16 protein-coding genes and 3 tRNA genes are annotated in these 24919 nt (G+C 35.0%); 6 read left to right on the top strand and 13 right to left on the bottom strand.

The genetic code is table 11. From position 1 onward, the window contains the following. Nucleotides 1–4: 4 nt before the first annotated feature. The 3 genes from nrdB to ubiG form a co-directional block, all read right to left on the bottom strand. Nucleotides 5–1141, bottom strand: a complete 1137-nt coding sequence (gene nrdB / locus WH390_RS03120) for a class Ia ribonucleoside-diphosphate reductase subunit beta (RefSeq protein WP_032114657.1) — start codon at nucleotides 1139–1141, stop codon at nucleotides 5–7. Nucleotides 1142–1152: 11 nt separating this feature from the next. Next, nucleotides 1153–3444 carry a class 1a ribonucleoside-diphosphate reductase subunit alpha gene (gene nrdA / locus WH390_RS03115; protein ID WP_032114656.1) on the bottom strand — a complete coding sequence of 764 codons (2292 nt, stop codon included), beginning with the start codon at nucleotides 3442–3444 and terminating at the stop codon, nucleotides 1153–1155. A 361-nt stretch (nucleotides 3445–3805) separates the two neighbouring features. Then, nucleotides 3806–4537, bottom strand: coding sequence for a bifunctional 2-polyprenyl-6-hydroxyphenol methylase/3-demethylubiquinol 3-O-methyltransferase UbiG (ubiG, locus tag WH390_RS03110; RefSeq protein WP_032114655.1), 732 nt, complete (start codon nucleotides 4535–4537; stop codon nucleotides 3806–3808). A 166-nt stretch (nucleotides 4538–4703) separates the two neighbouring features. Between ubiG and gyrA the strand changes: the two genes are divergently transcribed. Both gyrA and rcsC read left to right on the top strand, forming a co-directional pair. Then, entirely contained in the window at nucleotides 4704–7331 is a 2628-nt protein-coding gene (gene gyrA, locus WH390_RS03105) for a DNA topoisomerase (ATP-hydrolyzing) subunit A (RefSeq protein ID WP_032114654.1), read from the top strand. A gap of 143 nt (nucleotides 7332–7474) precedes the next feature. Further along, the gene (rcsC, locus tag WH390_RS03100) at nucleotides 7475–10333 is read left to right on the top strand and encodes a two-component system sensor histidine kinase RcsC (protein ID WP_072012845.1); all 2859 of its coding nucleotides are present in this window, start codon (nucleotides 7475–7477) and stop codon (nucleotides 10331–10333) included. Nucleotides 10334–10449: 116 nt separating this feature from the next. On the opposite strand, the gene rcsB is transcribed toward rcsC, so the two are convergent. Both rcsB and rcsD read right to left on the bottom strand, forming a co-directional pair. Further along, entirely contained in the window at nucleotides 10450–11097 is a 648-nt protein-coding gene (gene rcsB, locus WH390_RS03095; protein WP_032114652.1) for a response regulator transcription factor RcsB, read from the bottom strand. A gap of 1 nt (nucleotide 11098) precedes the next feature. Continuing rightward, nucleotides 11099–13804, bottom strand: coding sequence for a phosphotransferase RcsD (gene rcsD / locus WH390_RS03090; protein WP_032114651.1), 2706 nt, complete (start codon nucleotides 13802–13804; stop codon nucleotides 11099–11101). Nucleotides 13805–14012: 208 nt separating this feature from the next. On the opposite strand from rcsD, the gene WH390_RS03085 reads away from it, so the two are divergent. Then, nucleotides 14013–14100 (top strand) — tRNA-Ser (locus WH390_RS03085). A gap of 5 nt (nucleotides 14101–14105) precedes the next feature. Next, a tRNA-Thr gene (locus WH390_RS03080) sits at nucleotides 14106–14181 on the top strand. A gap of 1215 nt (nucleotides 14182–15396) precedes the next feature. Here the strand turns inward: WH390_RS03080 and WH390_RS03075 are convergent. From WH390_RS03075 to WH390_RS03065, 3 genes are all read right to left on the bottom strand, one after another. Continuing rightward, the gene (locus WH390_RS03075) at nucleotides 15397–16182 is read right to left on the bottom strand and encodes a hypothetical protein (RefSeq protein ID WP_052044799.1); all 786 of its coding nucleotides are present in this window, start codon (nucleotides 16180–16182) and stop codon (nucleotides 15397–15399) included. Nucleotide 16183: 1 nt separating this feature from the next. Next, nucleotides 16184–16402, bottom strand: coding sequence for a hypothetical protein (locus WH390_RS03070; RefSeq protein ID WP_032114649.1), 219 nt, complete (start codon nucleotides 16400–16402; stop codon nucleotides 16184–16186). A 1103-nt stretch (nucleotides 16403–17505) separates the two neighbouring features. Continuing rightward, nucleotides 17506–17877: a hypothetical protein gene (locus WH390_RS03065; protein WP_052044798.1), complete on the bottom strand. Its 372-nt coding sequence runs from the start codon at nucleotides 17875–17877 to the stop codon at nucleotides 17506–17508. A 379-nt stretch (nucleotides 17878–18256) separates the two neighbouring features. Here WH390_RS03065 and WH390_RS03060 point away from each other — a divergent pair, with 379 nt between their 5' ends. Next, nucleotides 18257–18391: a hypothetical protein gene (locus tag WH390_RS03060; protein WP_256379489.1), complete on the top strand. Its 135-nt coding sequence runs from the start codon at nucleotides 18257–18259 to the stop codon at nucleotides 18389–18391. A gap of 546 nt (nucleotides 18392–18937) precedes the next feature. Here the strand turns inward: WH390_RS03060 and WH390_RS03055 are convergent. From WH390_RS03055 to WH390_RS03045, 3 genes are all read right to left on the bottom strand, one after another. Then, nucleotides 18938–19014: transfer RNA gene (locus WH390_RS03055), tRNA-Pro, on the bottom strand. 74 nt (nucleotides 19015–19088) lie between these two features. Then, entirely contained in the window at nucleotides 19089–20834 is a 1746-nt protein-coding gene (gene yejM / locus WH390_RS03050; RefSeq protein ID WP_032114648.1) for an LPS biosynthesis-modulating metalloenzyme YejM, read from the bottom strand. A gap of 20 nt (nucleotides 20835–20854) precedes the next feature. Continuing rightward, the gene (locus WH390_RS03045; protein WP_032114647.1) at nucleotides 20855–21082 is read right to left on the bottom strand and encodes a DUF1414 domain-containing protein; all 228 of its coding nucleotides are present in this window, start codon (nucleotides 21080–21082) and stop codon (nucleotides 20855–20857) included. Nucleotides 21083–21340: 258 nt separating this feature from the next. On the opposite strand from WH390_RS03045, the gene yejK reads away from it, so the two are divergent. Further along, nucleotides 21341–22345: a nucleoid-associated protein YejK gene (gene yejK / locus WH390_RS03040; RefSeq protein ID WP_032114646.1), complete on the top strand. Its 1005-nt coding sequence runs from the start codon at nucleotides 21341–21343 to the stop codon at nucleotides 22343–22345. Between the two features lie 77 nt (nucleotides 22346–22422). On the opposite strand, the gene rplY is transcribed toward yejK, so the two are convergent. Beyond that, nucleotides 22423–22704 (bottom strand): 50S ribosomal protein L25, encoded by a 282-nt coding sequence (gene rplY, locus WH390_RS03035; protein WP_032114645.1) that lies wholly within the window; start codon nucleotides 22702–22704, stop codon nucleotides 22423–22425. 210 nt (nucleotides 22705–22914) lie between these two features. After that, complete coding sequence (locus WH390_RS03030) at nucleotides 22915–24672, bottom strand: DEAD/DEAH box helicase (protein WP_032114644.1); 1758 nt, start codon at nucleotides 24670–24672, stop codon at nucleotides 22915–22917. Nucleotides 24673–24919: the final 247 nt, after the last annotated feature.

Below are 24919 nucleotides of genomic sequence, written 5' to 3'. Positions count from 1 at the left end.
ACGGTTATAACTCAAAGTTGCCCAATTCATCGGTATCGACCTGAGCATCAATTTGCCCTACCAAGTAAGAACTCACTTCTACTTCTTGTGGGGCCACCTGAACGTTATCAGAAACTAGCCAGGCGTTGATCCATGGGATTGGATTAGAACGCGTTTCGAAGGGTAATTTTAATCCAACCGCTTGCATGCGAATATTGGTAATATATTCGATGTATTGACATAGAATATCTTTATTAAGACCGATCATAGAACCATTTGAGAAGAGATATTCTGCCCACTCCTTTTCCTGTTCGGCGGCTTGTACAAACAATTTGTAACACGCTTCTTCACACTCTTTGGCAATGATGGCCATTTCAGGATCATCTTGACCAGAACGCATCAGGTTTAACATATGTTGGGTGCCGGTGAGATGCAAAGCTTCATCACGGGCAATCAATTTAATAATTTTAGCGTTTCCTTCCATCAATTCACGTTCAGCAAAGGCAAATGAGCAAGCGAAGCTGACATAAAAACGAATCGCTTCTAATGCATTAACGCTCATCAAACATAAATAGAGCTGCTTTTTCAAATCGTGTAAAGAAATAATGACATTTTTGCCATTAATTGTATGATTGCCCTCACCTAACATATGGTAATAGCTGGTCATCTCAATTAAATCGTCATAATAAGTAGAAATATCTTTTGCCCGCTTTAAAATTTCGTCATTAGTTACGATATCGTCAAAAATAATTGATGGGTCATTAACAATATTACGAATAATATGAGTATAAGAGCGCGAATGAATAGTTTCTGAAAATGACCAGGTTTCTATCCAGGTTTCAAGTTCAGGAATTGAAATAAGGGGCAGTAGTGCCACGTTAGGGCTACGTCCTTGAATAGAATCTAATAGTGTTTGATATTTTAAATTACTGATAAAAATGTGTTTTTCATGTTCAGGTAGCGCTTGATAATCAATACGATCACGAGAAACATCAATTTCTTCTGGGCGCCAGAAAAAAGAGAGTTGTTTTTCAATTAGCTGCTCGAAAATAGGATATTTTTGCTGATCATAACGGGCAACGTTGACAGGCTGTCCAAAGAACATCGGTTCTTGCAATTGATCGTTTTTGGTTTGCGAAAATGTTGTATATTGGTATTCCATACGTCCTCACGTTAAATCTTACAAGCGCCGCCATCACAATCGCTGTCAGCTGATTCAATCACCTCTTCAAGATCGGCTTGGCTATCCTCTGCACCATCTCGGGTATTATGGTAATAAAGCGTTTTTAACCCATATTTATAAGCGAGTAACAAATCTTTCAGTAATTGATTCATTGGAACTTTATTATTTGGGAAGTGGGTTGGATCATAATTCGTATTAGCAGAAATTGATTGATCAATAAATTTTTGCATAATACCAACCAACTGCAAATAACCGTCATTGTTGGGCATTTGCCATAACAGTTCATAATCATCTTTCAGGCGTTCGTATTCAGGTACAACTTGACGCAAAATACCATCTTTGGATGCTTTAATACTGATATAGCCTCGCGGTGGTTCAATGCCATTGGTAGCATTGGATATTTGCGAAGAAGTTTCTGATGGCATCAAGGCGGAAAGCGTTGAGTTACGCAAACCATATTGCTTGATATCTTTGCGTAAAGTTTGCCAATCATAATGTAGCGGTTCAGATGTTAGTGCATCTAATGATTTTTTATAACTATCAATCGGTAAAATACCTTTTGCATAAGTAGTTTCATTAAACCATGGGCAAGCACCTTGCTCTTTTGCCAGTTCATTGGATGCTTTCAATAAATAATATTGGATTGCTTCAAAGGTTTTATGGGTCAGATTATTGGCACTACCATCGGAGTAGTGAACGCCATGTTTAGCTAAATAATAAGCATAATTTATGACGCCAATACCTAAAGTACGACGACCCATAGAGCCTTTTTGCGCTGCAACAATCGGATAGTTTTGATAATCGAGCAGTGAATCTAATGCACGCACCGCTAATACCGCCAACTCTTCCAATTCATCCAATGAGTTAATGGCACCCAAATTAAAGGCGGAAAGAGTACAGAGAGCAATTTCACCATTTTCGTCGTTAACATCATTTAAGGGCCTGGTTGGCAAGGCGATTTCCAGACAGAGGTTTGATTGACGAATTGGCGCAACTTTAGCATCAAATGGACTATGGGTGTTACAGTGATCGACATTTTGAATATAAATACGTCCGGTTGACGCTCGCTCTTGCATCATAAGTGAAAATAGATCGAGCGCTTTAACGCGTTTTTGGCGTATGTTTGCGTCTTGCTCATATTTTAAATATAAACGTTCAAATTCGTTTTGATCAGCAAAAAATGCTTCATATAAGCCGGGCACATCAGAAGGGCTAAAGAGGGTAATTTCTTTACCTTTGATAAGGCGTTCATACATCAGTTTGTTAATTTGTACGCCATAGTCCAGGTGACGAACACGATTACCTTCAACGCCACGGTTATTTTTCAATACTAATAGGCTTTCAACCTCTAAATGCCAGAGCGGATAAAATAGCGTAGCGGCACCACCACGTACGCCACCTTGAGAACAAGATTTTACCGCAGTTTGGAAATGTTTATAGAACGGGATACAGCCTGTATGAAACGCTTCACCTCCCCGAATTGGACTACCTAGTGCGCGAATATGGCCGGCATTAATACCAATACCGGCACGCTGAGAAACATATTTTACAATCGCGCTGGAAGTGGCATTAATTGAATCAAGGCTATCGCCACATTCAATTAATACGCAAGAACTAAATTGGCGGGTTGGGGTGCGTACCCCCGCCATAATCGGGGTAGGTAGTGAAATTTTGAAAGTTGAGATTGCATCATAAAAACGATGAATATAGTTTAACCGCGTATCTTTTGGATAGCGTGAAAAAAGGCAAGCTGCAACAAGGATATAGAGAAACTGCGCACTTTCATAAATTTCACCGCTTACCCGGTTTTGTACTAAGTATTTGCCTTCTAATTGCTTAACTGCCGCATAGGAAAAATTCATGTCACGCCAGTGATCCAGAAAACTATCCATCTGCTCGAATTCTTCAGCTGTATAATCTGTCAGCAGATGCTTATCATATTTACCTATTTTAACCATATGCAAAATATGCTGATATAGTGCTGGTGGTTCAAATTGGCCATATGCTTTTTTGCGTAGATGGAAAATAGCTAATCGAGCTGCAAGATATTGGTAATCGGGTGTATCAGCTGAAATAAGATCTGCCGCCGCTTTGATCATGGTTTCGTGAATATCGGACGTTTTAATACCATCATAAAACTGGATCTGAGAACGTAGCTCTACTTGTGAAACGGATACATCTTTTAGGCCTTCAGCCGCCCAGGTAATGACTTTATGGATTTTATCAAGATCAATGCGCTCTTTATGTCCATCACGTTTAGTGACTAACAGACTTTGGTTCATGGGTAAATACACCTAAAGTTAACTAGCTAAATATTTATCGATCACTGCACTCAATGGTTAATAATAAAATACAAAACGGTGGGCTGTTAATAGCATATTATGTTTGTATTTTGAACTAAAATGGAGAGCAGTAAACACAATATATAGTGTTTGATTGCGTTTATACTAACAAGATAATGGTATTTGCTACTTTTATCAAGTCTATAAAAAATGGGGTTTTTAGCAATAATCGAGCGCTAAATTTTGTTAATTGGCCGATAACTCTGTGTGATAATAGAAGAATATTATAATTTATGTTACCGGCAATGGTGAAAAATAAATTTAATAATGACCTACTGACTGCTGCTTTCTTCAGCAAATGTTAACAATTATTTGTATTTGACAAGTGCAACATATAATTAACATCAACATTCGAGCCTAACGAAAATTTGTCGCTAATCGGATTATAATGTAATCCGATCATATGCTGTTCTTGTAAAGAGGTTTTATCTATCCAACTGAGTAGCTCTGAAGGTCGAATAAATTTCTTTACATCATGAGTACCTTTGGGAACTATTTTTAAAATATGCTCAGCGGCAATAATTGCCAATAACCAGGCTTTTTTATTACGATTAATAGTAGAAAAAAATACATGACCGCCCGGTTTGACTAATTTTGCGCATGATTGAACGACAGACTCGGGATCGGGCACATGTTCCAACATTTCCATACAGGTAACGATATCATAAGTTTTAGGGTATTTTTCGGCATGACTCTCAGCGGTTTCCTGTAGATAATTGATCTGCATATTGCTTTCTAATGCATGGAGCTTTGCGACTTCCAGCGGCTCTGCGGCCATATCAATTCCTGTCACCAGGGCGCCTTCTTTAGCCATACTTTCTGATAAAATTCCGCCGCCGCAGCCAATATCGAGTACTTTTTTACCAAACAGACCATTAGCCTGTTGCAGGATATAGTTTAAACGTAATGGATTAATCCGATGAAGAGGTTGGAATTCACTCGTTTCATCCCACCAACGAGTCGCAACAGAGCTAAATTTGTCGATTTCAGCTAGATCAACATTTGCCTTGCTGAGCGAATTCTTGTTATTCATCAGAAAATTTACTCCTTAATTTTTTTATTAACATAGACTGTATAATGGCATTAGGTCATTATACATGTTTTATTGATCATTATGCGTTTCCTGTTTTTATAAAATGGCGATTTTGTGGTATAATTTTACTCCTTAATGAATAAGGAGTATGAGGGACAGTGGCTCCATGAGTGACATAGCAAGAGAAATTACCCCGGTCAATATCGAAGAGGAGCTGAAAAGCTCTTATTTGGATTATGCGATGTCTGTAATTGTTGGACGCGCCCTTCCAGATGTACGAGATGGATTAAAGCCTGTTCACCGTCGCGTATTATATGCGATGAATGTATTGGGCAATGATTGGAATAAACCGTACAAAAAATCAGCCCGTGTAGTCGGTGACGTCATTGGTAAATACCATCCTCATGGCGATAGCGCTGTTTATGATGCGATAGTACGTCTGGCACAACCTTTTTCAATGCGTTATATGCTAGTTGATGGGCAAGGTAATTTTGGCTCTGTTGATGGCGACTCTGCTGCAGCTATGCGTTATACCGAAGTACGCATGGCAAAAATTGCCCATGAATTGTTGGCAGATTTAGATAAAGAAACCGTTGATTTTATTCCTAACTATGATGGTACAGAGCAGATCCCTGATGTTATGCCAACTCGGGTGCCAAACTTGCTGGTTAACGGCTCTTCAGGTATCGCTGTTGGTATGGCTACCAATATTCCACCTCATAACCTTAGTGAAGTCATTGATGGCTGTCTGGCTTATATCAATGATGAAAATATTAGTATTGAAGGATTACTGGAGTATATTCCAGGTCCTGATTTTCCAACCGCTGCGATTATTAATGGTCGCCGCGGTATCATCGACGCATATCGGACGGGACGTGGTAAAGTCTATATCCGTGCACGAGCTAACGTTGAAGTTGATGATAAAAGTGGTCGCGAAACAATTATTGTCAATGAGATCCCTTATCAGGTTAATAAAGCTCGTTTAATTGAAAAAATTGCAGAATTGGTTAAAGATAAGCGTGTTGAGGGGATTAGTGCATTACGTGATGAATCTGATAAAGATGGCATGCGTATTGTTATTGAAGTAAAACGAGATGCAGTGGCGGAAGTGGTACTGAATAATTTGTATTCCCTCACTCAACTTCAAGTCTCATTTGGCATTAATATGGTTGCCTTATGTGATGGCCAGCCTAGACTTTTAAACTTAAAAGAAATTCTTGAAGCTTTTGTTCGCCATCGTAGAGAAGTGGTCACTCGACGGACTATTTTTGAATTGCGTAAAGCGCGTGAACGGGCTCATATTTTGGAAGCTCTCGCCGTCGCATTAGCAAATATTGATCCAATAATTGAACTTATCCGCCAAGCATCAACGCCTCATGAAGCGAAATTGTCTTTGATTGCTCGTCCTTGGCAATTAGGTAATGTTTCTGCCATGTTAGCCAATGCAGGTGATAACGCTGCTCGCCCTGAATGGCTTGAACCCGAATACGGTGTGCGCGATGGTCAATATTATTTGACTGAACCGCAAGCTCAGGCAATTCTTGATTTGCGTTTGCAAAAATTAACTAGCTTAGAACATGACAAAATATTGGATGAATATAGTGAGCTGCTAAAACTGATTGCCGCATTGCTATATATATTAACCAGCCCAGAACGGTTAATGGAAGTTATCCGTGAAGAGCTGGAAGCTGTTAAAGATCAGTATCGTGATGTCCGTCGCACCGAAATTACTGAAAATAGCGCGGATATTAATATCGAAGATTTAATTACCCAGGAAGATGTGGTCGTCACCTTATCACATCAGGGGTATGTTAAATATCAGCCACTATCTGATTACGAAGCACAGCGACGTGGGGGTAAAGGTAAGTCTGCTGCGCGTATTAAAGAAGAAGATTTTATTGAGCGTTTGTTAGTTGCCAATACCCATGACACAATTCTATGCTTCTCTAGCCGTGGCCGTCTCTATTGGATGAAAGTTTACCAATTACCCGAAGCTAGCCGTGGTGCACGTGGACGACCAATAGTCAATTTATTACCGTTAGAACAGAATGAACGTATTACCGCAATTTTGCCGGTACGTGAATTTGATGATGGTCATTATGTATTTATGGCAACCGCGAGTGGTACAGTTAAAAAGACATCACTAAAAGATTTTAGTCGTCCCAGAAGCGCCGGCATTATTGCAGTTAATCTTAATGATGGCGATGAGCTGATTGGCGTTGATTTGACTGCTGGTAAAAATGAGGTAATGCTTTTCTCTGCTGGTGGTAAAGTTGTTCGTTTTGCGGAAAATGCGGTTCGTCCTATGGGACGTACAGCAACGGGTGTTCGAGGTATTAAGCTACAAGCTGGCGATAAGGTCGTTTCGCTGATTGTACCCCGTGGTGAAGGTGATATTTTAACCGTTACAGAAAATGGTTATGGAAAACGAACCGAGCAGAGTGAATACCCAACAAAATCTCGAGCTACTCAAGGTGTTATTTCCATTAAGGTTAGTGAACGTAATGGTAATGTGGTCGGAGCAATTCAGGTAGAAAAAACTGATCAAATCATGATGATCACGGATGCTGGTACCTTGGTGCGTACCCGAGTTGCAGAGGTTAGCATTGTCGGTAGAAATACTCAGGGTGTCACTTTGATTCGTACTGCTGAAGATGAAAAAGTAGTTGGTTTACAACGCGTTGTTGATCCTGAAGAAGAGGAAGATGATAACCAAACGTTAACAGAAGATACAATCAGCGTAAAAGTAGAGCCTGATATCAATAACGTAGAAAATCTTTCGCTTAATGAGTGATAAATTAGTTTTATCTGAGCGGGCACAAGTAGGTGCCCGTTTTTACACTTTATGTCAATTCATTATTAGTGATAACTTTTTATTATTCCGCTTATCGTATATGCTTTATCATTGATACACTTCTTTTATAGTTAGGACAGTGTTTGAGATATCTATCTTCATTTAGAACGTCATTGAAAATTTCTCGTTATTTGTTCCGTACTCTCGGCGTTATGCTGTGGGCAATGGGAGCTGTAATCACACTTTTTTATCTATTTAATATCTTTAATGAAGTTAAATCTGATATACATCAACAGTATTCATCTACTTATGACAGTATGGTTGAATATGTGCATTATACGGATAAAACTCTGCGATCAATCCAATATATGGTAGATAGCCATATCGAAAAATTAGCGCAAGATCCTAATTATACGCCTGTCTTGCCAAAACAACTTAATTTCACCTACTTACCCCTAACGGCAGATGCTGATTGTAGCAAATTGCATGAAACATCAAAGAGTTACTTAGTCGCATTTAATCAATTATTCTCTTTTTGGCGAAATAATATTGTGCCACCACAAGGTTTAAAAACGGTTTTTATTGTTGGCCCAGAAAGTAACTGCATGATTGATTTGGCTATCCGAAACAGTACTACCAGTCTTCAATCGTTTAAAAAAATAATCCATGAAAATATGCGGGCTTATATGAGCTTGAGGGCACAAGGCAGAGAGCAAAATATTTATTGGATCACACCAGCGTCGGGAACTGATAATGGCTCTTTCTACATATTAGCGCCTATTTATGATAAAGGGACTTTGATTGGTCTAATTGGTTTGGAACGTTCAATACGCTTGGAGCAATTTAATTTACGCTATGAAAGGCCAATTAGTACCTTCGTTTTAAATGCAAATAATAGATTAGTATTACATTTTCCGTATGATAGTAATTTAAGATCTGATGATTATGTTTATCAGTTAGAAAACTTTCATTTCGGCTATGATAATGATTTTAGTCGATTAATTTATAAAAACCGCTTACTACCTTCGTTATTAAGTGTTGTTTTTTCTGTACCTATTAGTGATATTCTTAATGAATTTAAGCTGTCAATTATAAACGGCATTTTGTTAAATATAATCTCATTTATTTTAATTACTTTTTTGATCTGGCTATTAGAAAGGAAGATGTTATTACCAGCAGAAGATAATGCCATTCGTTTAGAAGAACATGAGCAATTTAATCATAAAATAGTGGCGTCGGCGCCGGTTGGTATCATTATTTTACGTCTTGTTGATGGTGTTAATATATTGAGTAATGAATTGGCCCATGATTATTTTCGATTATTAAGCCATGATGATAAAACCCGCATCTTATCAATTATTCAAGATAAATCTAGTAGTTATATTGATGTTGTTACTACCAGTCATACCCATTTACAAATAAGTTATGTTATTTCTCGTTATCAAAATAAGGAAGTGGCCATTTGTGTTTTGGTTGATATTAGTGCCCGTGTTCAGATGGAAAAATCTTTACATAATATGGCGCAGGCATCAGAGCAGGCTAACCAAGCCAAATCTATGTTTTTAGCAACCGTTAGCCATGAATTACGAACACCACTTTATGGCATCATTGGTAATTTAGAGTTATTGCAATCTTATGAATTGCCCATTCAAGCTGATCGCCTTTTGACGACAATGGATCACTCTTCATCATTATTATTAAAAATAATTAATGATATTTTAGATTTTTCAAAAATTGAATCTAAGCAACTTAATATTGATCCAGCACCGTTTAATTGTCGTGAAGTTTTCTCATTTATTATTTCTAATTATATTCCGCTGATAGGTAAAAAGGGTCTTTCGATTTATTACTATATTGATCCTAATGTGCCCGATATTATTAATGCCGATTCGGTTCGAGTACAGCAAATTGTTTCTAATATTCTCAGTAATGCGATTAAATTTACAAAAACTGGTTTTATTCTGTTAAATATTTTCATAAGAGATTTTTATATTTATATTGAAATTAGGGATACGGGGATTGGTATGCCTGATAATATATTAATGCAACTTTTTGATCCTTTCTTTCAGATTAAAGTTAATAATGAGAGTTTTTCCCAGGGCACTGGTTTGGGGTTACCTATTTGTGAAAAATTAATTAACTTAATGGATGGCGATATTGAAGTTAACAGCCAGGTTGGTATAGGTAGTAGTTTTACTGTTAGGCTACCTTTGTTTGATAGTGAATATGTGGTTTGTCGCCACCCAGAATATCGGCAAAATTTTCGTATCGGTCTGTATTTTTTTAATCATCACCTGCGAGATTATCTACAAACTTATTTAGACTACAATGGCTTTAAGATAACGACAGTTTGCAATGAACACCATAAAGATAAAATATATGATTTGATTATTACTGATTATGAAGGTTTGGTGGCTGAAAGCAAATTTACACTTAGGCTATTTTCAACTTTTATCGGTGAACCCCAGGAAAATGCGAAAAATGATTGGTTTCATAATACTTACCAACTTGATAAATTAGATGGTTTTATTGATCAGTTAGTGATGGAAAATGGTGAGCAAGAGGTTGTTAATCCATCTTCAATAATGTCGCTACCAGATAAAAAATTATGTTTTCTAACGGTATTGATTGTTGATGATCATCCAATTAATCGGAGTTTACTGGCTGATCAGCTGAAATTAATAGGCTTTAATATAGTACTTGCTGAAGATGGGCTAATCGCTTTGGATTATGTTCGACAAAATAATATAGATATCGTTTTGACAGATGTAAATATGCCTAATCTCGATGGCTATGGTTTGACAAAGTTAATTAGAGAAGAAGGTTATGCGATACCGATTGTTGCTTTAACGGCTAATGCCATGGCAGAAGAAAAGCAGCGTTGCTTAAGTGTAGGAATGGATGACTGTCTATCCAAACCGGTTACATTAAAAAAATTAAAGCAATCGCTATTGAAGTGTTGCGATGTTAGTATATTAGCAACACAAGAAAATAATGATTAAATACTATTTTAATATTCAAATGATTATTAATTTATAAAAACAGGATGGAAAACCGATTAACCTTATTCATTGCCCATAAGATTAGGATCAATCAGTTTTTTATTTGTATCATATTACTAGTTAATTTCTTTCTCAATTGTGACTGAAGAAAGATAATTTAATAATGCTATATCATTTTCAACACCGAGTTTTAACATAGCCGACTTTTTTTGGCTACTAATTGTTTTAATACTTCGATTAAGTTTTTTTGCAATTTCGGTGACTAAAAAACCTTCCGCAAATAGGCGCAACACTTCACTTTCTTTTGGCGATAAACGTTTATCGCCATAACCATTCGCATTAACTTTCTCCAATAATTTTGATACATTTTCAGGAGTGAATTTTTTTCCTTTTTGTAAAGCTGATAATGCCTTTGGTAAGTCAGCAGGAGCGCCTTGTTTCAATACGATGCCTTCGATATCTAAATCTAACACAGCACTGAGTATTGCGGGATTATTATTCATGGTAAGGACTATTATTGATAGGTTAGGGTAGTGGCGCTTAATGTATTTAATTAATGTAATTCCATCACCGTATTTATCACCGGGCATCGAAAGATCAGTAATTAGAATATCTGCTTTAAGTTTGGCTATATTATTGATAAGAGATGTGGAATCTTCAAATTGACCAACCAAATTAATTCCCTCGATTTGCTCAAGAGATTTTCGTATACCAAATAGTACAATAGGATGATCATCAGCGATAATGACATTAAGGTTATTCATTTTATTGGTTGCCCTCTGGCATTAGTTTTTTGATAAAGATATCAATATCTCTAATGCTATTTAAAATCTCAAATTCATTATTATCTGCTATGTGCTGTTCTAATTGCTCACATGCTTTTTTAAGAAGCTCAAAGTTCAGCATAGCAAAAACACCTTTTAGTCTATGTGCTATATCTTTTAGTTTTTTTAAGTTACCTTTTTCTTGGTTAGTATACAGCTTATTAATATCTATAGGTACTGTAGTAAGGAATAAATTACGATAGTCACTATCAGAAAGCTCTTTTTTATAATCCTCAAGGATTATAAGGTTTGAATTATTGTTATGATTGATGATAGTAAATATTGATTTATCGGTTGATTCTTGCTCCGTAATCAAATTATCTTCGATTAAGATAGAAATTGCATTAATAAGTTCATCATTAAAATTGAAATTACATTTTATCAAATTTTGTTTTACTACTCTATAATTAATAATATTATCAACAAGGTAAATTGTCGGTTTATTATATTCTGTTTTATGATCAGTTATAAATAAATCATAGGATGAATGACAATTATTTTTAGCCATATCAGAATAATTAGCTCCATAAGTCATTAAATGCTGCTGGATAATTTTATGAATTTCAGGATTTCTAATATCATGAAGTATATTAATACCATCAAGAAGTGGTAATGACTTGGAACTTTGTTCATTTTCTAATTCTAAGGGCAATGTCACTGTATAATGAGAACCGATTCCAACTTTACTTTTTATGAAAAATTCACCTTTCATACGGTAACATAGCTGATGACATAGATAAAATGTCATTCCTGAATTGGATAGGGTTCCGTCATTATTTGTTGAACTAGCAAAAGGCATGTGGATATTTGCCAGATCCATAGCATTAAGTCCTATACCGCTATCAATGATCTCGAGAGATAGTCGTTTAGTTGCATAGTTTAATATGACAGTAATTTTGCCAAAATTAGTTGTATTGATTGAATAACTTAATAGAAGTGAAATTATTTTAAATAAAGCGTTATTATTTGTGGTGATATGTTGTTCATGATTTAAATTATTATGATAGTAAAGTGAAAGTCCTTTGTTGATAAGCAGTGATGTTTTTTCTTTTAGTATTTTATTCATCATTTCAGCGATTGAGACAGGTTTAAATTCATTTGGTTGCTCTAATTTCCATTCACCAGATTCAATGGTATTAAGTAAAGCAATATTATCTATCCAGTTAACAATATAATGTGTTCTAATTAATGATTCATTAATTAAATATTTTATGTTGTGCTCATCAGAGGTTTGTTTGATTTGGTTAATAAGACTATTAATTTCTATAATGGGAGTATGGATCTCTTTACACATGTTAGACAACATCGAGCGTCGGACTTGAATATTTTTTTCATGCTCATGTTTAGCCATTAGTAATTTCTTGTTTGTTAGTGCTTCTTTATCTTGATCATGAATAAAAAACATATAAGTATTATCTAATAATTGATTATTAAGTAATTTTATTTCATAAATAGTATCTTCAATTGAAATTTGAATAGCCCCATGATGCTGGATTGCCATGTCACGAATACGTATCAAGTCCATATGGGGTAAAAGTAATTCAGCTATTCCATTACTCATAATTTTGCGATTGGTTGTGAAATTATAAAGTAGAAAACCAATAGGAATATTTGAAATAATATAGTTGCTAATTGTGTTTGTAATTTGTATCTCGTGAAACATATTTTGGTTAGGGGCAACAAAGCGTGTCCTGATATACAAGCTGCCAACAATAGAGATGGTTGTAAAAAAACAAATGGCGATTATGGCCCACAAATTATTATATAAAAGATCCCACAAGATATCTTTAATTGGTAATTGATATACTAGCCGGTAAGTTGTTCCAGGAATGGGTTGGGTAAATTGTAGTGAGAGACCATTAAATTCAATATCAACTAGGTTTCCATTGTTGTGTATTATGTCATTTGAAAAGGTAATTGATAAGTATTCAGGATTAATATTTTTTGAGAGTAATAAATTTATTGGTAATTCAAAAGTTATAATGGTAGTCAATTGGCCTGGTGAGTTGAACATTGTGCGGTAAGTATAATAGTATGAATTATCAGGGCGCGTACGTTGAATATTTGACAAGCTTTCTCGTTTGTCTATAGCCGATGATAATGTCAACATCTCAGAGCGTTTTTCTTCTGCGGTTAAAGTTAAATAACTCTCTTTATAGCGAATCTCTGGTTTTAATATCGAATGGGTAGTTACCAGCAAAAGTGTATTATCAGGACCATTGAGATAGTACATCGAGCTGTATTCATTTTTAGCTCCCCAGATTATGCCCATATAGTTAGATAGTTTATAGGCCAGATTAATATTAGTATTATTTTGCCTGCCAAAAATAATGGCATCGACATGACGCTCGTAGTTATTGATCCAAAAAATATCAGGGCGCAATTTTATGGGTAAGGGGGTATCACTCTTAGTTTCATCCCCGCCATCGTTTGCAATGTAATAGAGTTGACTTGCGTAATAACGGTAATCTTCAATTTCATATTCAAGTTGTTTAGTGATGTTACTGAGCGAATTTTGACTATTATTGATCCAATTATGAAAGTAATTGTAGGCAAATAGAAATAACAATAATACAAGCGAGCTGATAAACATTATAAAAAAGCGGGTTAGCGATGAAAGTTGTAAGGTTGGTTGTTTATAATCCATTGGTAGAAGAGGCGCCTTTTTATTAAACATGAAGAAAAAAATTAGTATGTTGATTACTATTTAAACAATTCTGTCTTATTATTTTAACAGGTAATTTCGGATAGTATAATTTTAATGATCAAACTTTGAGCAAACGATGAAAAAAATAGTATTTTTTTATATTAAGGTCTAGACAAGGTCATCACATTTCGCCATAATTCCGCGCCATGGAAGGATGGCCGAGCGGTCGAAGGCAGCGGTCTTGAAAACCGCCGATGGGAAACCATCCTAGAGTTCGAATCTCTATCCTTCCGCCAAATTCGCCGGCTTAGCTCAGTTGGTAGAGCAACTGACTTGTAATCAGTAGGTCACCAGTTCGACTCCGGTAGCCGGCACCAATTAAGTCAAAAGCTACTCAGTTATCCCACAGTGCCTTTTAGGTAAGTGGGATATTTCTGGGGTGCTTCTATAGATAAGTTCCTATTTATTCCGCTGTTCTATTGAGTAAACAGACATACCTGTGAAACGTTTGGTTTGATTTCAATTTAATCCACATTAGTAAAAATAGTATTTGCTGTCTAAAATAGCTGCTCAATCTCTTAAAATCATGTAAATGAAATTTTTTAATATTTTAATTTGATTTTAGGAAGCATATTAAACAATTCTTATTTTTAACCTTGTCACAATAGCGGTATGTTCAAAAGTAATATTGTTATGATTAATTGTGGTTATTTCACGGTTTGTTTTAGTGCGTAGCTTTGATATATATCTCCATAATCGACAACACCATTTTCATCAAAGCATAATTTTTCTTCAATTTTGTCATTATAATGACATACCGTAACCGGGCCATTTTGGTTATATATATATTCATCCGCGACTTTATCGTTAGTGCTCTCATTAGCAAAAGAATATGATTGAATAAGAGAGAGACAAATAATGGATAACATCTTCACGCAATTTTTTATTTTTTTCCTTTTTTTTTAACCTAACAATAAACAAAATATCTCTATCAACAATAAATTATGCATATCTATTAATTTTAGATTATTTTATTGCTCTTATCTATAAGATAGTTTAGGTTGATTATTTGCTTGTAATTTAAATATGTTACAGAGTGAGATTAATCAAGTTTTATATTTAATGTAGTTGATATTGCCAGCGTAAATATTATTAAATAAATTCATGGTAATATTACAGTATAGTATTAGAAGCGGTAGCTTAATTTAGAAATTGAATGTGGATTTTTATCGATAAAGGCAAAAGATTAATATAATTAAACAATTGTATATTTCTAATTTGGTTGGTTTAAATTATATTAAAAATAAAATTAAAAAACTCTTATTTTTGTTAATGTCAAAATAGATGTAAAATATATTTTAGGTTATTTAAATTAATTTTAAAAAAATTTTTAAAAAATTAATTTATTATTTTAATTCTGCTGGTTTATAGTATTTCCTATGCTAATTTTTTATAATATTACAACTTATGATACTGATTTTTACTCTTAAGGTAAGCTATCCATACGATTTTTTATATTTTTGCTACTCATTTTATAATTAATTTAATAGTCTGCTTACCCGACAAAATAGATACCATCAAGCCTAATATTTTTAATTAATTTTGGTGTTTCTTTTTTCTTCTTTTGCTGCTGAATTATTGACACTATTATAGAGTTTAAAATCAAACCAAGAGATATGAGATATTTCGTCAGTAGAAACAACAATATTTAAATCTTTTATCTTGCTAGGATATACATTTGTAAATTCTAATAACATCGTATCCTTGTCTCGATAACCGGACATAACGGGGAAGAAAGAGATATATTTATTTGGTTCTTCTTTTTCGTTTGGATCGGATAATCCGCTGATAATGCCAATATAAACCTTTTTTGAAGAGAGGTTTATTAATACTGGACGCTTAGGTGTTGACTCAAGGGCATCAAGTAACATGCAGTCAATAGTACCATTCGATAATGTTTTTCTCAGTACTCTCGCATTTTTAGCTTGGCATATATTATTGTAAGTCGCTAAATGTTTTTTACTGTAAAAATAGCCAAGTATATAGTTTTTTACCCAAACAAAAAAAACGTATATCCATGAAAATAAAATTGATGTGACTGATAATAATGTTAACAATGCATAGATATGATCATTTTTTTTATCACCAGTAAGGGTAAAATTTTTTGCAATCAAATCTATCAGATGAAAGTTTGGCAACAAGAATTTAATTAATACACCAATTACCGTAGTGCAAAAAAGGCAAAAAGTACCATAAGTAGCTACTTTTAAGTATAAAAGCTGTCCATCGTGCCTATGTAATCTAAAGTAGTGATAGGGATTTAGGACTATCATAATATAGCCGCTAACTAAAATGGGAATAAGTAGTAATGCTAACAAGCTATTTCCTTGTACTGGTTTTTTTCTGTTTTACAATCAAGCTAGCCATCTTTTGCATTTCTTTTACTTCGGGTAATGCGGCAATTTCATTAGAGGGGATATAAGCGGCACCGCTTTTGTCAACACGTACAAATGCGGAAATTTTATCATTTTGTCTTTTGCTCATTTTTTGATGATCACTCGGAAAGTATCTGGTAATCCAATTCCGTAATGTTGACATAATAACCACCTATGAACACAGACTGTTTATCAGTTAATTGATTACTTGTTTGATGGTTTAAGCATCAAACAGTATTATATACTTTTTGCCGTTAATTTGTATACCGTCCAGTCATGACGGTTAAATTTATAGCAACTTATTACTTCTACCGCATTAATAATCATTTGGTGTATTAAATAAAATACTGCAAACAACATATATAATTTTATTGCTGATTGCATAGTAGGATACAGCTAGCAGCAATTGAGTAAAATACGTTGGATTGTTTTGCTTATTAAAATAGGTTGTTAAAACTATCAGATTTGGCAGGGCGTTATTATAAAGCTTTTTCAGTCATAATTTTTCATTTAGCTATTAGTAGGGCGACGATGTTTTAGTAGTTAATTTATTGCTTTAGCGTTGTTTAATCATGAAATGAGGGCTTGGTTGGCTAAATGGTTAAATGAATAAATTGCTTATGCCGATTAGGTAAGTGGTCTGGTCCAGCAAATTACTGAAAAGGGCAGAAAATTATTTTCCATACCATTTTTCATTTGTTATTTATTGTTTGTCATTAGATCAGATCAATTACATTTTTGTAATTTAGAGTATTAAGCTGTGATGGATATCATACTAATTAGTTTTCAGATCAATATTTAAGCAAATTTGTGTTATGTTTCGTTTCTCGCAGCAATTGACTGACTTTATATTTTAGATATTTGTCTTACATCATTATTTTTTCCTGTGTGTTTTGGCCAGCTTAGCTGGCTTTTTTTTTTAACTTTCTGTCCTGCATAGTGGTAATTCATTTATGGCAATGAAATAAAATAGACCATAAATTAAAACGACTAATCAGCTGGTTATTAACGACTCAGCAGGATTGTCTGAATCAAAATTATTGGTCATTCACTAGCAAGTGAATTTTTTGTCAATTTTATCCTAATTTTACCCCACGTAAATTTCAGGCACAAAAAACCAATCATAACTAATTGGTTTTCTAAGTAAAAATTGGTCGGCATGAGAGGATTTCAACCTCCGAATAAATCCTCTGTACAGGTTATATACCATGCTTGTTTAAAATAATTTTATTAAAATAAAAAGAAATTAAGGTCTACTAGCGTGTATTATACATTCACAGTAAGTCTTTGAGGATTACTGAATAATACTTCATGGCTTCCTGGTAATTCAGTAAAACGATAAATATTCAGACGATTGCTAAATTTAGGGTGCCAGCCATACTCACCAACAGGAAGAGCATTATCTCTTGACGCATATATTATGCTACGAGGAATTGATAGTGATTCAAATGTTTTTAGCGGTACTTTATCATAATGACTTGCAGCACAACATGGGGACCAAAAATTATCATAAACTTCCTTTGCTTTTTCTAATTCAACATCACCAATAAATAACTCTCTAAAAATCTCAAAAGGGAGCATTATTTTATTATCAATGGTTATTTTTTCCCATATTTCGTGAAAAATAGGTGGGTACATATCATAAAGTGATTCTCCATCACGTAAAACAAATGCATTATGGAAGATCAAACGCTTTATACGAGATGATTCTATTTCTGCTAGCCGTTGTGCAATAGTTCCACTAAAACTGTGTCCTAAGACAACTAAAATTTTGTTGGCGAAGATACTTTATTTAATTATTTTTTATAGATAAAAAAGCGGTTAACTAACAGCATTATCATCACGCCCTTGGCAAGTGTGACAATAGATAACCGCTGGGTGCTACGACATAGAAAATTAACTAACAAACAGCATCTTTATTTTTGTGCATTACTCCACACGGTTATTATGCCTGCTTTTAACCACATCAGGTGAAGTGGTTTTTTAGTTACCACCGCCAAATAAAAAAGATTTATCAATGACTGATAAAAAAGTTGTGACAGAAAGTGTTTCAGAGCAAAAGTATATGCCTGCAATGGTTGTTAGGCCAACAGAACAAAATGAATTATCCACATCAAAAAATTCAGAGAGTGATAATAAAAGCAAGGATTAATAGCGATGAAGCGAGAAGAGATTATAGACAGAATTCTTTATAGTAATTTTCGGTTCAGTCGTTGTAATAGCATGTAATCTTTTCTTCTTTGCTGTATTGATAGCGGTTCTTTCCACTATTCTGGTTCAGTGTCTAAATTGTTTACCATAAATGAAAGCCAGATACTACTAATTAACAATAGGGACCAACAATTTAATTGAACACTGAAGAAAAATAGGTAACTTGGACATAACTAGTGGTCCCATCAGCTTTGGTAATTCCCCTTATATCAGTTTTTGATTAGCTGAATAAGAAAACAAAGAAGCCACCATAAGGAAAAATGTTATCTTTTTCATTTTACTTTCAAATTAAGCAGTATTAATTTAAACGCTATTTTATTTAATTATAAATTTTGAAAATTGATTTATATGAAGTCTTTGATGCGATAGACCAATGAAAGAGCAGAAAACCACCAATAATTATCGATCATCTTACTCCAATTTTACCATCGGTGAATTTCAGGCACAAAAAAACCAATCATAACTGATTGGTTTTCTTAGTAAATCTTGGTCGGCATGAGAGGATTTGAACCTCCGACCCCCGACACCCCATGACGGTGCGCTACCAGGCTGCGCTACATGCCGATATAGGCTCGCTATACTACCGTTTTTTTGGTTAAAATCAATAGCAAGTACTACGACCGCTTGATTTTTAAGCATTAATTAGTATTAAAACGGGTAGATTCGGCAAAAGCTCTTAGCAGTTGAGTTAAATCAGGTTTTTCATCTGTTATTTTATTGCCTTTATCATCAAAGATATAAACCTCACCATTTTGATTAAGGTAAAGCGTTTTATTAGTAAAGTTAATAATTAGTACTTGTTCATCACCTAATAAAACCCAGGGTTGGTTACGTTTAGGGGTAAAAAGATCTTCTCCTTGAGAATAGTCTTCTGGTGAATTATCAACATAAAGTAAACGCTGCATTAAGGTGGTCATAATATCTTGATGACTGGTTAGCTTATTAATTTGCTGTGGTGGGGTATTTGGCCAATACACCCATAAAGGCACCTTCATTTGTTTAAGATTAAATTGACCGTTAGTGAACCATTTTGTTGTTTCATGAGTTTCTGGATTGCTACTATGGTTTGCCGTAATGACGACAACGGTATTGTTTAACATATTTTTTTGTTTTAGCGCATCAATTATGCGTTTAATCTCATGATCTAATTGTAACTTATTGTCACTTTGCGATTTATGATTATCAAAACCATTAAGATTAAGAAAAGAAAACCACCGAGTCTGGTTTTCTATGCTATCTAACCATTTTACCCATTCATTGGTAGTTTGATAATCATTACCGGCAGTATTTTCGGGTAACGAATAATCTGCCAGAATTGCATGACGAAATAATGGTGAGCTAAAACCATTCGATGAAAACAGACCAAATTGATAGTTTTGATATTTTAATGCTTCAATTAGGGCGGAAGGTTTTCTGCTATTAAGTATACTATCTAAATAACTAGGCGATAAACCGTAGAATAGGCTAAATAGCGCCCGTTGGTTTTGGATACCTGTACTGAGGTGTTGATTAAATTGCGTACTGATTGATTTAACAGTATTCAATGCTGGCATACCTTCAGTGGTATCTTGATAGTTAAGATTATTAACGACCAGTAGTAATAAATTATACTTTGGTGCTTGTTTTTGATAGCTAAGTGGTTTGAGTGGATATTCAATAGACAGTGCTGAAGGGTTGCCTTCTTGTTGTATCTTGCGTTGATATTCCACTTGATCGAGATAACCATAGCGTTCAAGAAATTTTCTCGCTGTCATTGGGTGAGATAGGGGATAGTTAGCTCGCTGCATAGTTATTGGGCGATAAAAATTTGCATCAGCCCAAATATACATTAAATGGGAAGCAACAAATGCTGTGATGAAGATACCTGCCAAGGGTTTAGTGAATCGTTGACGGTTTAGGCTGCGTAATTTTTGCCAACTCCAGGTAGCAAATAACATCTCAATTAAAAAAATGATAGGCACACAAATAAACATTAACTGCCATTCTCTCGCCATTTCGCCGTTTTTAGGATTTATTAATAACTCCCATAGTAGTGGTGTTAAATGGAGGTTATAGCGCGAAAAAAACGCAATATCAAAAATGAGAAAAGTCAGTATGGTGGTGGTAACGATGGTGTATAGAAATCTTAGCAGTCGCTGTGAACCAATAATGAAAGTAATAGGAAAGATGATTAAAAGATAACAGGCAAAAATAACAAAGCTAAAATGCCCAAGCCAGCTAACAATAGCATAAATACGGCCGAATAACGTACCCGGCCAATCAAAAACAAACAGATATCGGCTACTTAATACTAAACTGAGTACTATATTGAATAACGTAAACCAGTGTCCCCAGCTTATCATTTGGGAGACTTTTTCACGATAGTTTCGAGAGTTGGTCACCATGTAATATTTTATCTGCTAAATTAGTGAATTTTTTCTTCATTAACAGAAGCAAGTAACGCCTGAGCGAAAGATTCTGCAATAGTTTTACGCTGAGTCAGTGTAACAGTTGTATTAATTAAGTTTGTCACCATGTTACCTAATACTATCAATGATAGATCAGTTGGAGCTTTATATTTTTCTAATACCTTGACTAATTCTAGGAGTAGATGTTCAATTTGCTCATCACTATAACGGGATGATTGTGGCATAATAAAAATCCTGAATGAATAAAGCTTTATATTTTAGCGTATTATTGTGTTTTTTTCTGTAGCTGTTTTGTCTAATTTAACTGGATAATTTCATTTAATAACATTTTAAATTGACCGGTTTCCATAAGTTACAAATCTTATTATATGCCCATAATACAAAAATGTTATATCAATAGATATCAATTTAGCTGCCGGAAAAAGTTATCGATGTCTGAATACCGTTGATCTTTATGCCATAAAGAAAATAAGGAGTAAATGATGAGTCTGGATATTTGCCAGATTGCTTTACATCAGTTGATAAAACGTGATGAACAAACACTAGAGGTTGTGCTGCGTGATTCTTTATTAGGCACGGATAATATAGTGCAAGAAATGATGGCAGAATTGCATCGAATTTATGGCGCTAAAAGTAAAGCCTTTGCCACTTTTAATCAAGCGAGCGAATTAGCTGAAGCATTAGTGGCTTTGAGAAAGGAAGATGAAAACTTTTTGGGATTTAGCCGTGCGGCTACTATTCGTTTGCGGGATGAATTGGCAAAATATCCGTTTGCAGAAGGTGGGGTGGTACTGTTTTGTCAATATCGTTATTTGGCGGTAGATTACTTATTGATAGCTGTATTAAATAGCTGCAATAGTATGTTTGTTAATGATAATCTGGAATTGAATACTACTCATTATCTTGATATTCCGCATGTTGATATTGTTGCTCGCATAGACTTGACAGAATGGGAAAGAAATCCCGCTTCTGAACGTTATTTAACTTTTTTAAAGGGCCGCGTCGGGCGTAAAGTATCTGATTTTTTTATGGATTTCCTGTCAGCTAGCGAAGGTATGAATGCTAAAATACAGAATAAAGGATTACTGCAAGCCGTGAATGATTATTGTGATTCGTCTGAGTTAAACCAGGCCGCCACACAAGAATATCGCCAGCAAGTTTATCGCTATTGTAATGAGCAACAACAGACCGGAGAAGAAATTGAATTAAAGTGTTTATCAAAAGAGTTGCCTGCTTTAGGAGAGCAGAATTTTGCTGAATTTACGCAACAAAATGGTTATCAATTGGCAGAAAGTTTTCCACCAGATCGTACGACTCTCAAACAATTAACCAAATATTCAGGTAGTGGTGGTGGCTTGACCATTAACTTTGATGCTTTGTTACTTGATGAGCGTGTTTTTTGGGATCCGGCAACGGATACGTTAACAATTAAAGGTACACCACCAAACTTACGTGAGCAATTAGAGCGTGGCAAGAAAAGCCGTTAATGATGGTAAAAACAAATAACGCCGCAAAAGCGGCGTTATTGATAATTGGCTTGGTAAAAAAGCGCAATTTTGCGTAATTAAACCCGCAAGAAATCGATATGGGTTAGTTTAGGCTTAAACGGATGACGTTGAACCGCTTGTACTTTAACTTTGGTTTTTTTCCCATCAACCACCAGTGTTAATACTTCATAAAACTCTGGCTTGCTTTCTTGGTTGATAATTTCATCATGGTTGAGTTCAATAGAAACGGGTTCCTGATCACCACCATAGACGATAGCCGGTAATTTGTTGTCTTTACGCAGGCGGCGGCTCGCACCCTTACCCTGCTCTTTGCGGATTTCTGCATTAATCGTTAGCATGATTTGTTCTCATAATATAAAAAGACTCTGCAACAGGCGACCCAGTGGCAGATCCGATAATAAAAACTTGTTAGTGATTGCTAATCAAGCGGGCGGCATTTTAGCGAAAAAAATGCTCTACAGCAATGAAAAAGATGTCCTAATTTTAGGGCGTTGATATTCATTTCAGTAAAAACAGCGATATAGTAAATACAAATGGAAATCATGTTGTCAATAGAGGTCGTCAGCCAGACGATACTTTCCTTGGTAGTCAAAAATTTTCTCTCTTATTTGCCAAAACTGGCTTTTTTTACGTGCGATAACAAAGTTAGGATGACGTAATGATTCCTTTTGACGTAGAATATCGGCTACAGTTTGCCATTGGAAGGGAAGGCCTGGAGCTCGCTGGTGGAGCAATAGAAAACGTTGTTCAAATACTTTGCGCTGAGCTGGGGTTGTTAATCGAAACAGTTCTGAGACGCTGCTACCATCTTCATCATAGTAAGTGGCTTTTAACCATTCTCCTTTCTTATCATATCCGGTAGTCAGTTGCATGCCACCGCAACGAAGGATCAGGGAATTTTTCAATTTTAACGCCGCTTTTAACATATCATCCGGATCAACTAAAATTGCCTGACATTGATGACAACGTCGTGCTGCAATGTCATTTTCAGCATTGCAGTTGGGACATTGTTTAAAACGAAAGCGAAATTCACACTGTTTTTTTTGTCCATTATGCTTTTCTTCCCAGCCTTGGCATCGACGGCCGTAATGTTCAATGATTTGACCGTCTGGATCGCTTTTCCCCCAAAATAGATTAGCAAAATGACAAAGTGGGCAAAAAACCTGAACTGGTACGTTTTGTGGATCACTTTTAGGGCTGCCAACTTCTGGCATATAAAGATCATGGGGATTTCCTGCATAATCAAGAATAATACACTGGCTTTTGTTAGGAAATAATCTTAATCCGCGACCAATTATTTGTTGATAGAGACTAATTGATTCAGTGGGACGCAAAATAGCAATCAGATCGACATGAGGAGCGTCAAAACCTGTAGTTAAGACAGAAACATTGACTAAATAGCGAATTTTTTGCGCTTTAAAGGCATCAATAGCTTTTTCACGGACGATTGCCGTCGTTTCTGCGCATATTAATGCAGTATCATCATTAGGTAATAATGTCAAAATTTCTTTGGCATGTTCAACGGTAGCGGCGAAGATCATACAGCCCTGACAGGAATGTGCATATTCGATAATTTGCTGAATAATCAGGGGAGTGACTCTATGCTGACGTTTAATTGTCTGATCCAAATCAGCATGATTAAAAATACCCGTTTGGCTTATCTGCAATTGACTAAAATCATATTGAATAACCGGCATATCTAGACGTTTAGGTGGTACAAGATAATGGTTTTTTATCATATACCTTAACGGTAGTTCATAAATACAATCACGAAAAAAACAGTTATCATCACCTTTTATCATACCATGGTAGTGATACTGATATATCCAGCCTTCAGACAGACGATAAGGTGTTGCTGTTAATCCCAAAACACATAAATTAGGATTATTGTGTTGTAATTTTTGAATGATTTGTTGATATTGACCATCGTTATTTAAACTGATGCGATGACATTCATCGATAATTAACAGTGAAAAAGAAGTATTAAAATCAGCTAAATTTTTTGCCATAGATTGTACACTAGCAAAAATAACTTTATTTTCATTTTGTTTTTTATTAAGTCCGGCGGCATAAATGTCGGCGGTTAGCCCATAGGCTTGATATTTATTATGGTTCTGTTCAACTAATTCTTTTACATGGGCTAATACCAGTACTCGCCCACGGGCTAATCGGGCTAATTCAGCAATAACCAGACTTTTTCCTGCGCCAGTAGGTAACACAATAACCGCAGGTTGTTTATGGCGGCGAAAATAGTTTATCGCTGCATTAACGGCCTCTTGTTGATATGGTCTTAGCGTAACTATCATGATTATTAACTTAAATATTAAAAATAAATAACAAATAGAGTAGCAATTTTTGTTAATTTATATTGAAATAATCTATATTAAAAATAAAATCTACTGTAGCAAGCTATATCTTCTCTAACAAGTTGTTGGTATAATTAATCGCGTTATAGTTATTTGCGTTATTTATTATCTGGATTGTTTTAAAAGCAATTATTGTAATCATCCAATGATTTAGCATAATAATACATATGCATTCTAACCCTTTCAT

The organism is Candidatus Arsenophonus nilaparvatae (genome assembly GCF_045346035.1).
Classification (GTDB): Bacteria; Pseudomonadota; Gammaproteobacteria; order Enterobacterales; family Enterobacteriaceae; genus Arsenophonus; species Arsenophonus nilaparvatae.
The sequence above is the reverse complement of the archived record's forward strand: the minus strand, read 5'-3'. Positions and strand labels throughout refer to the sequence as shown.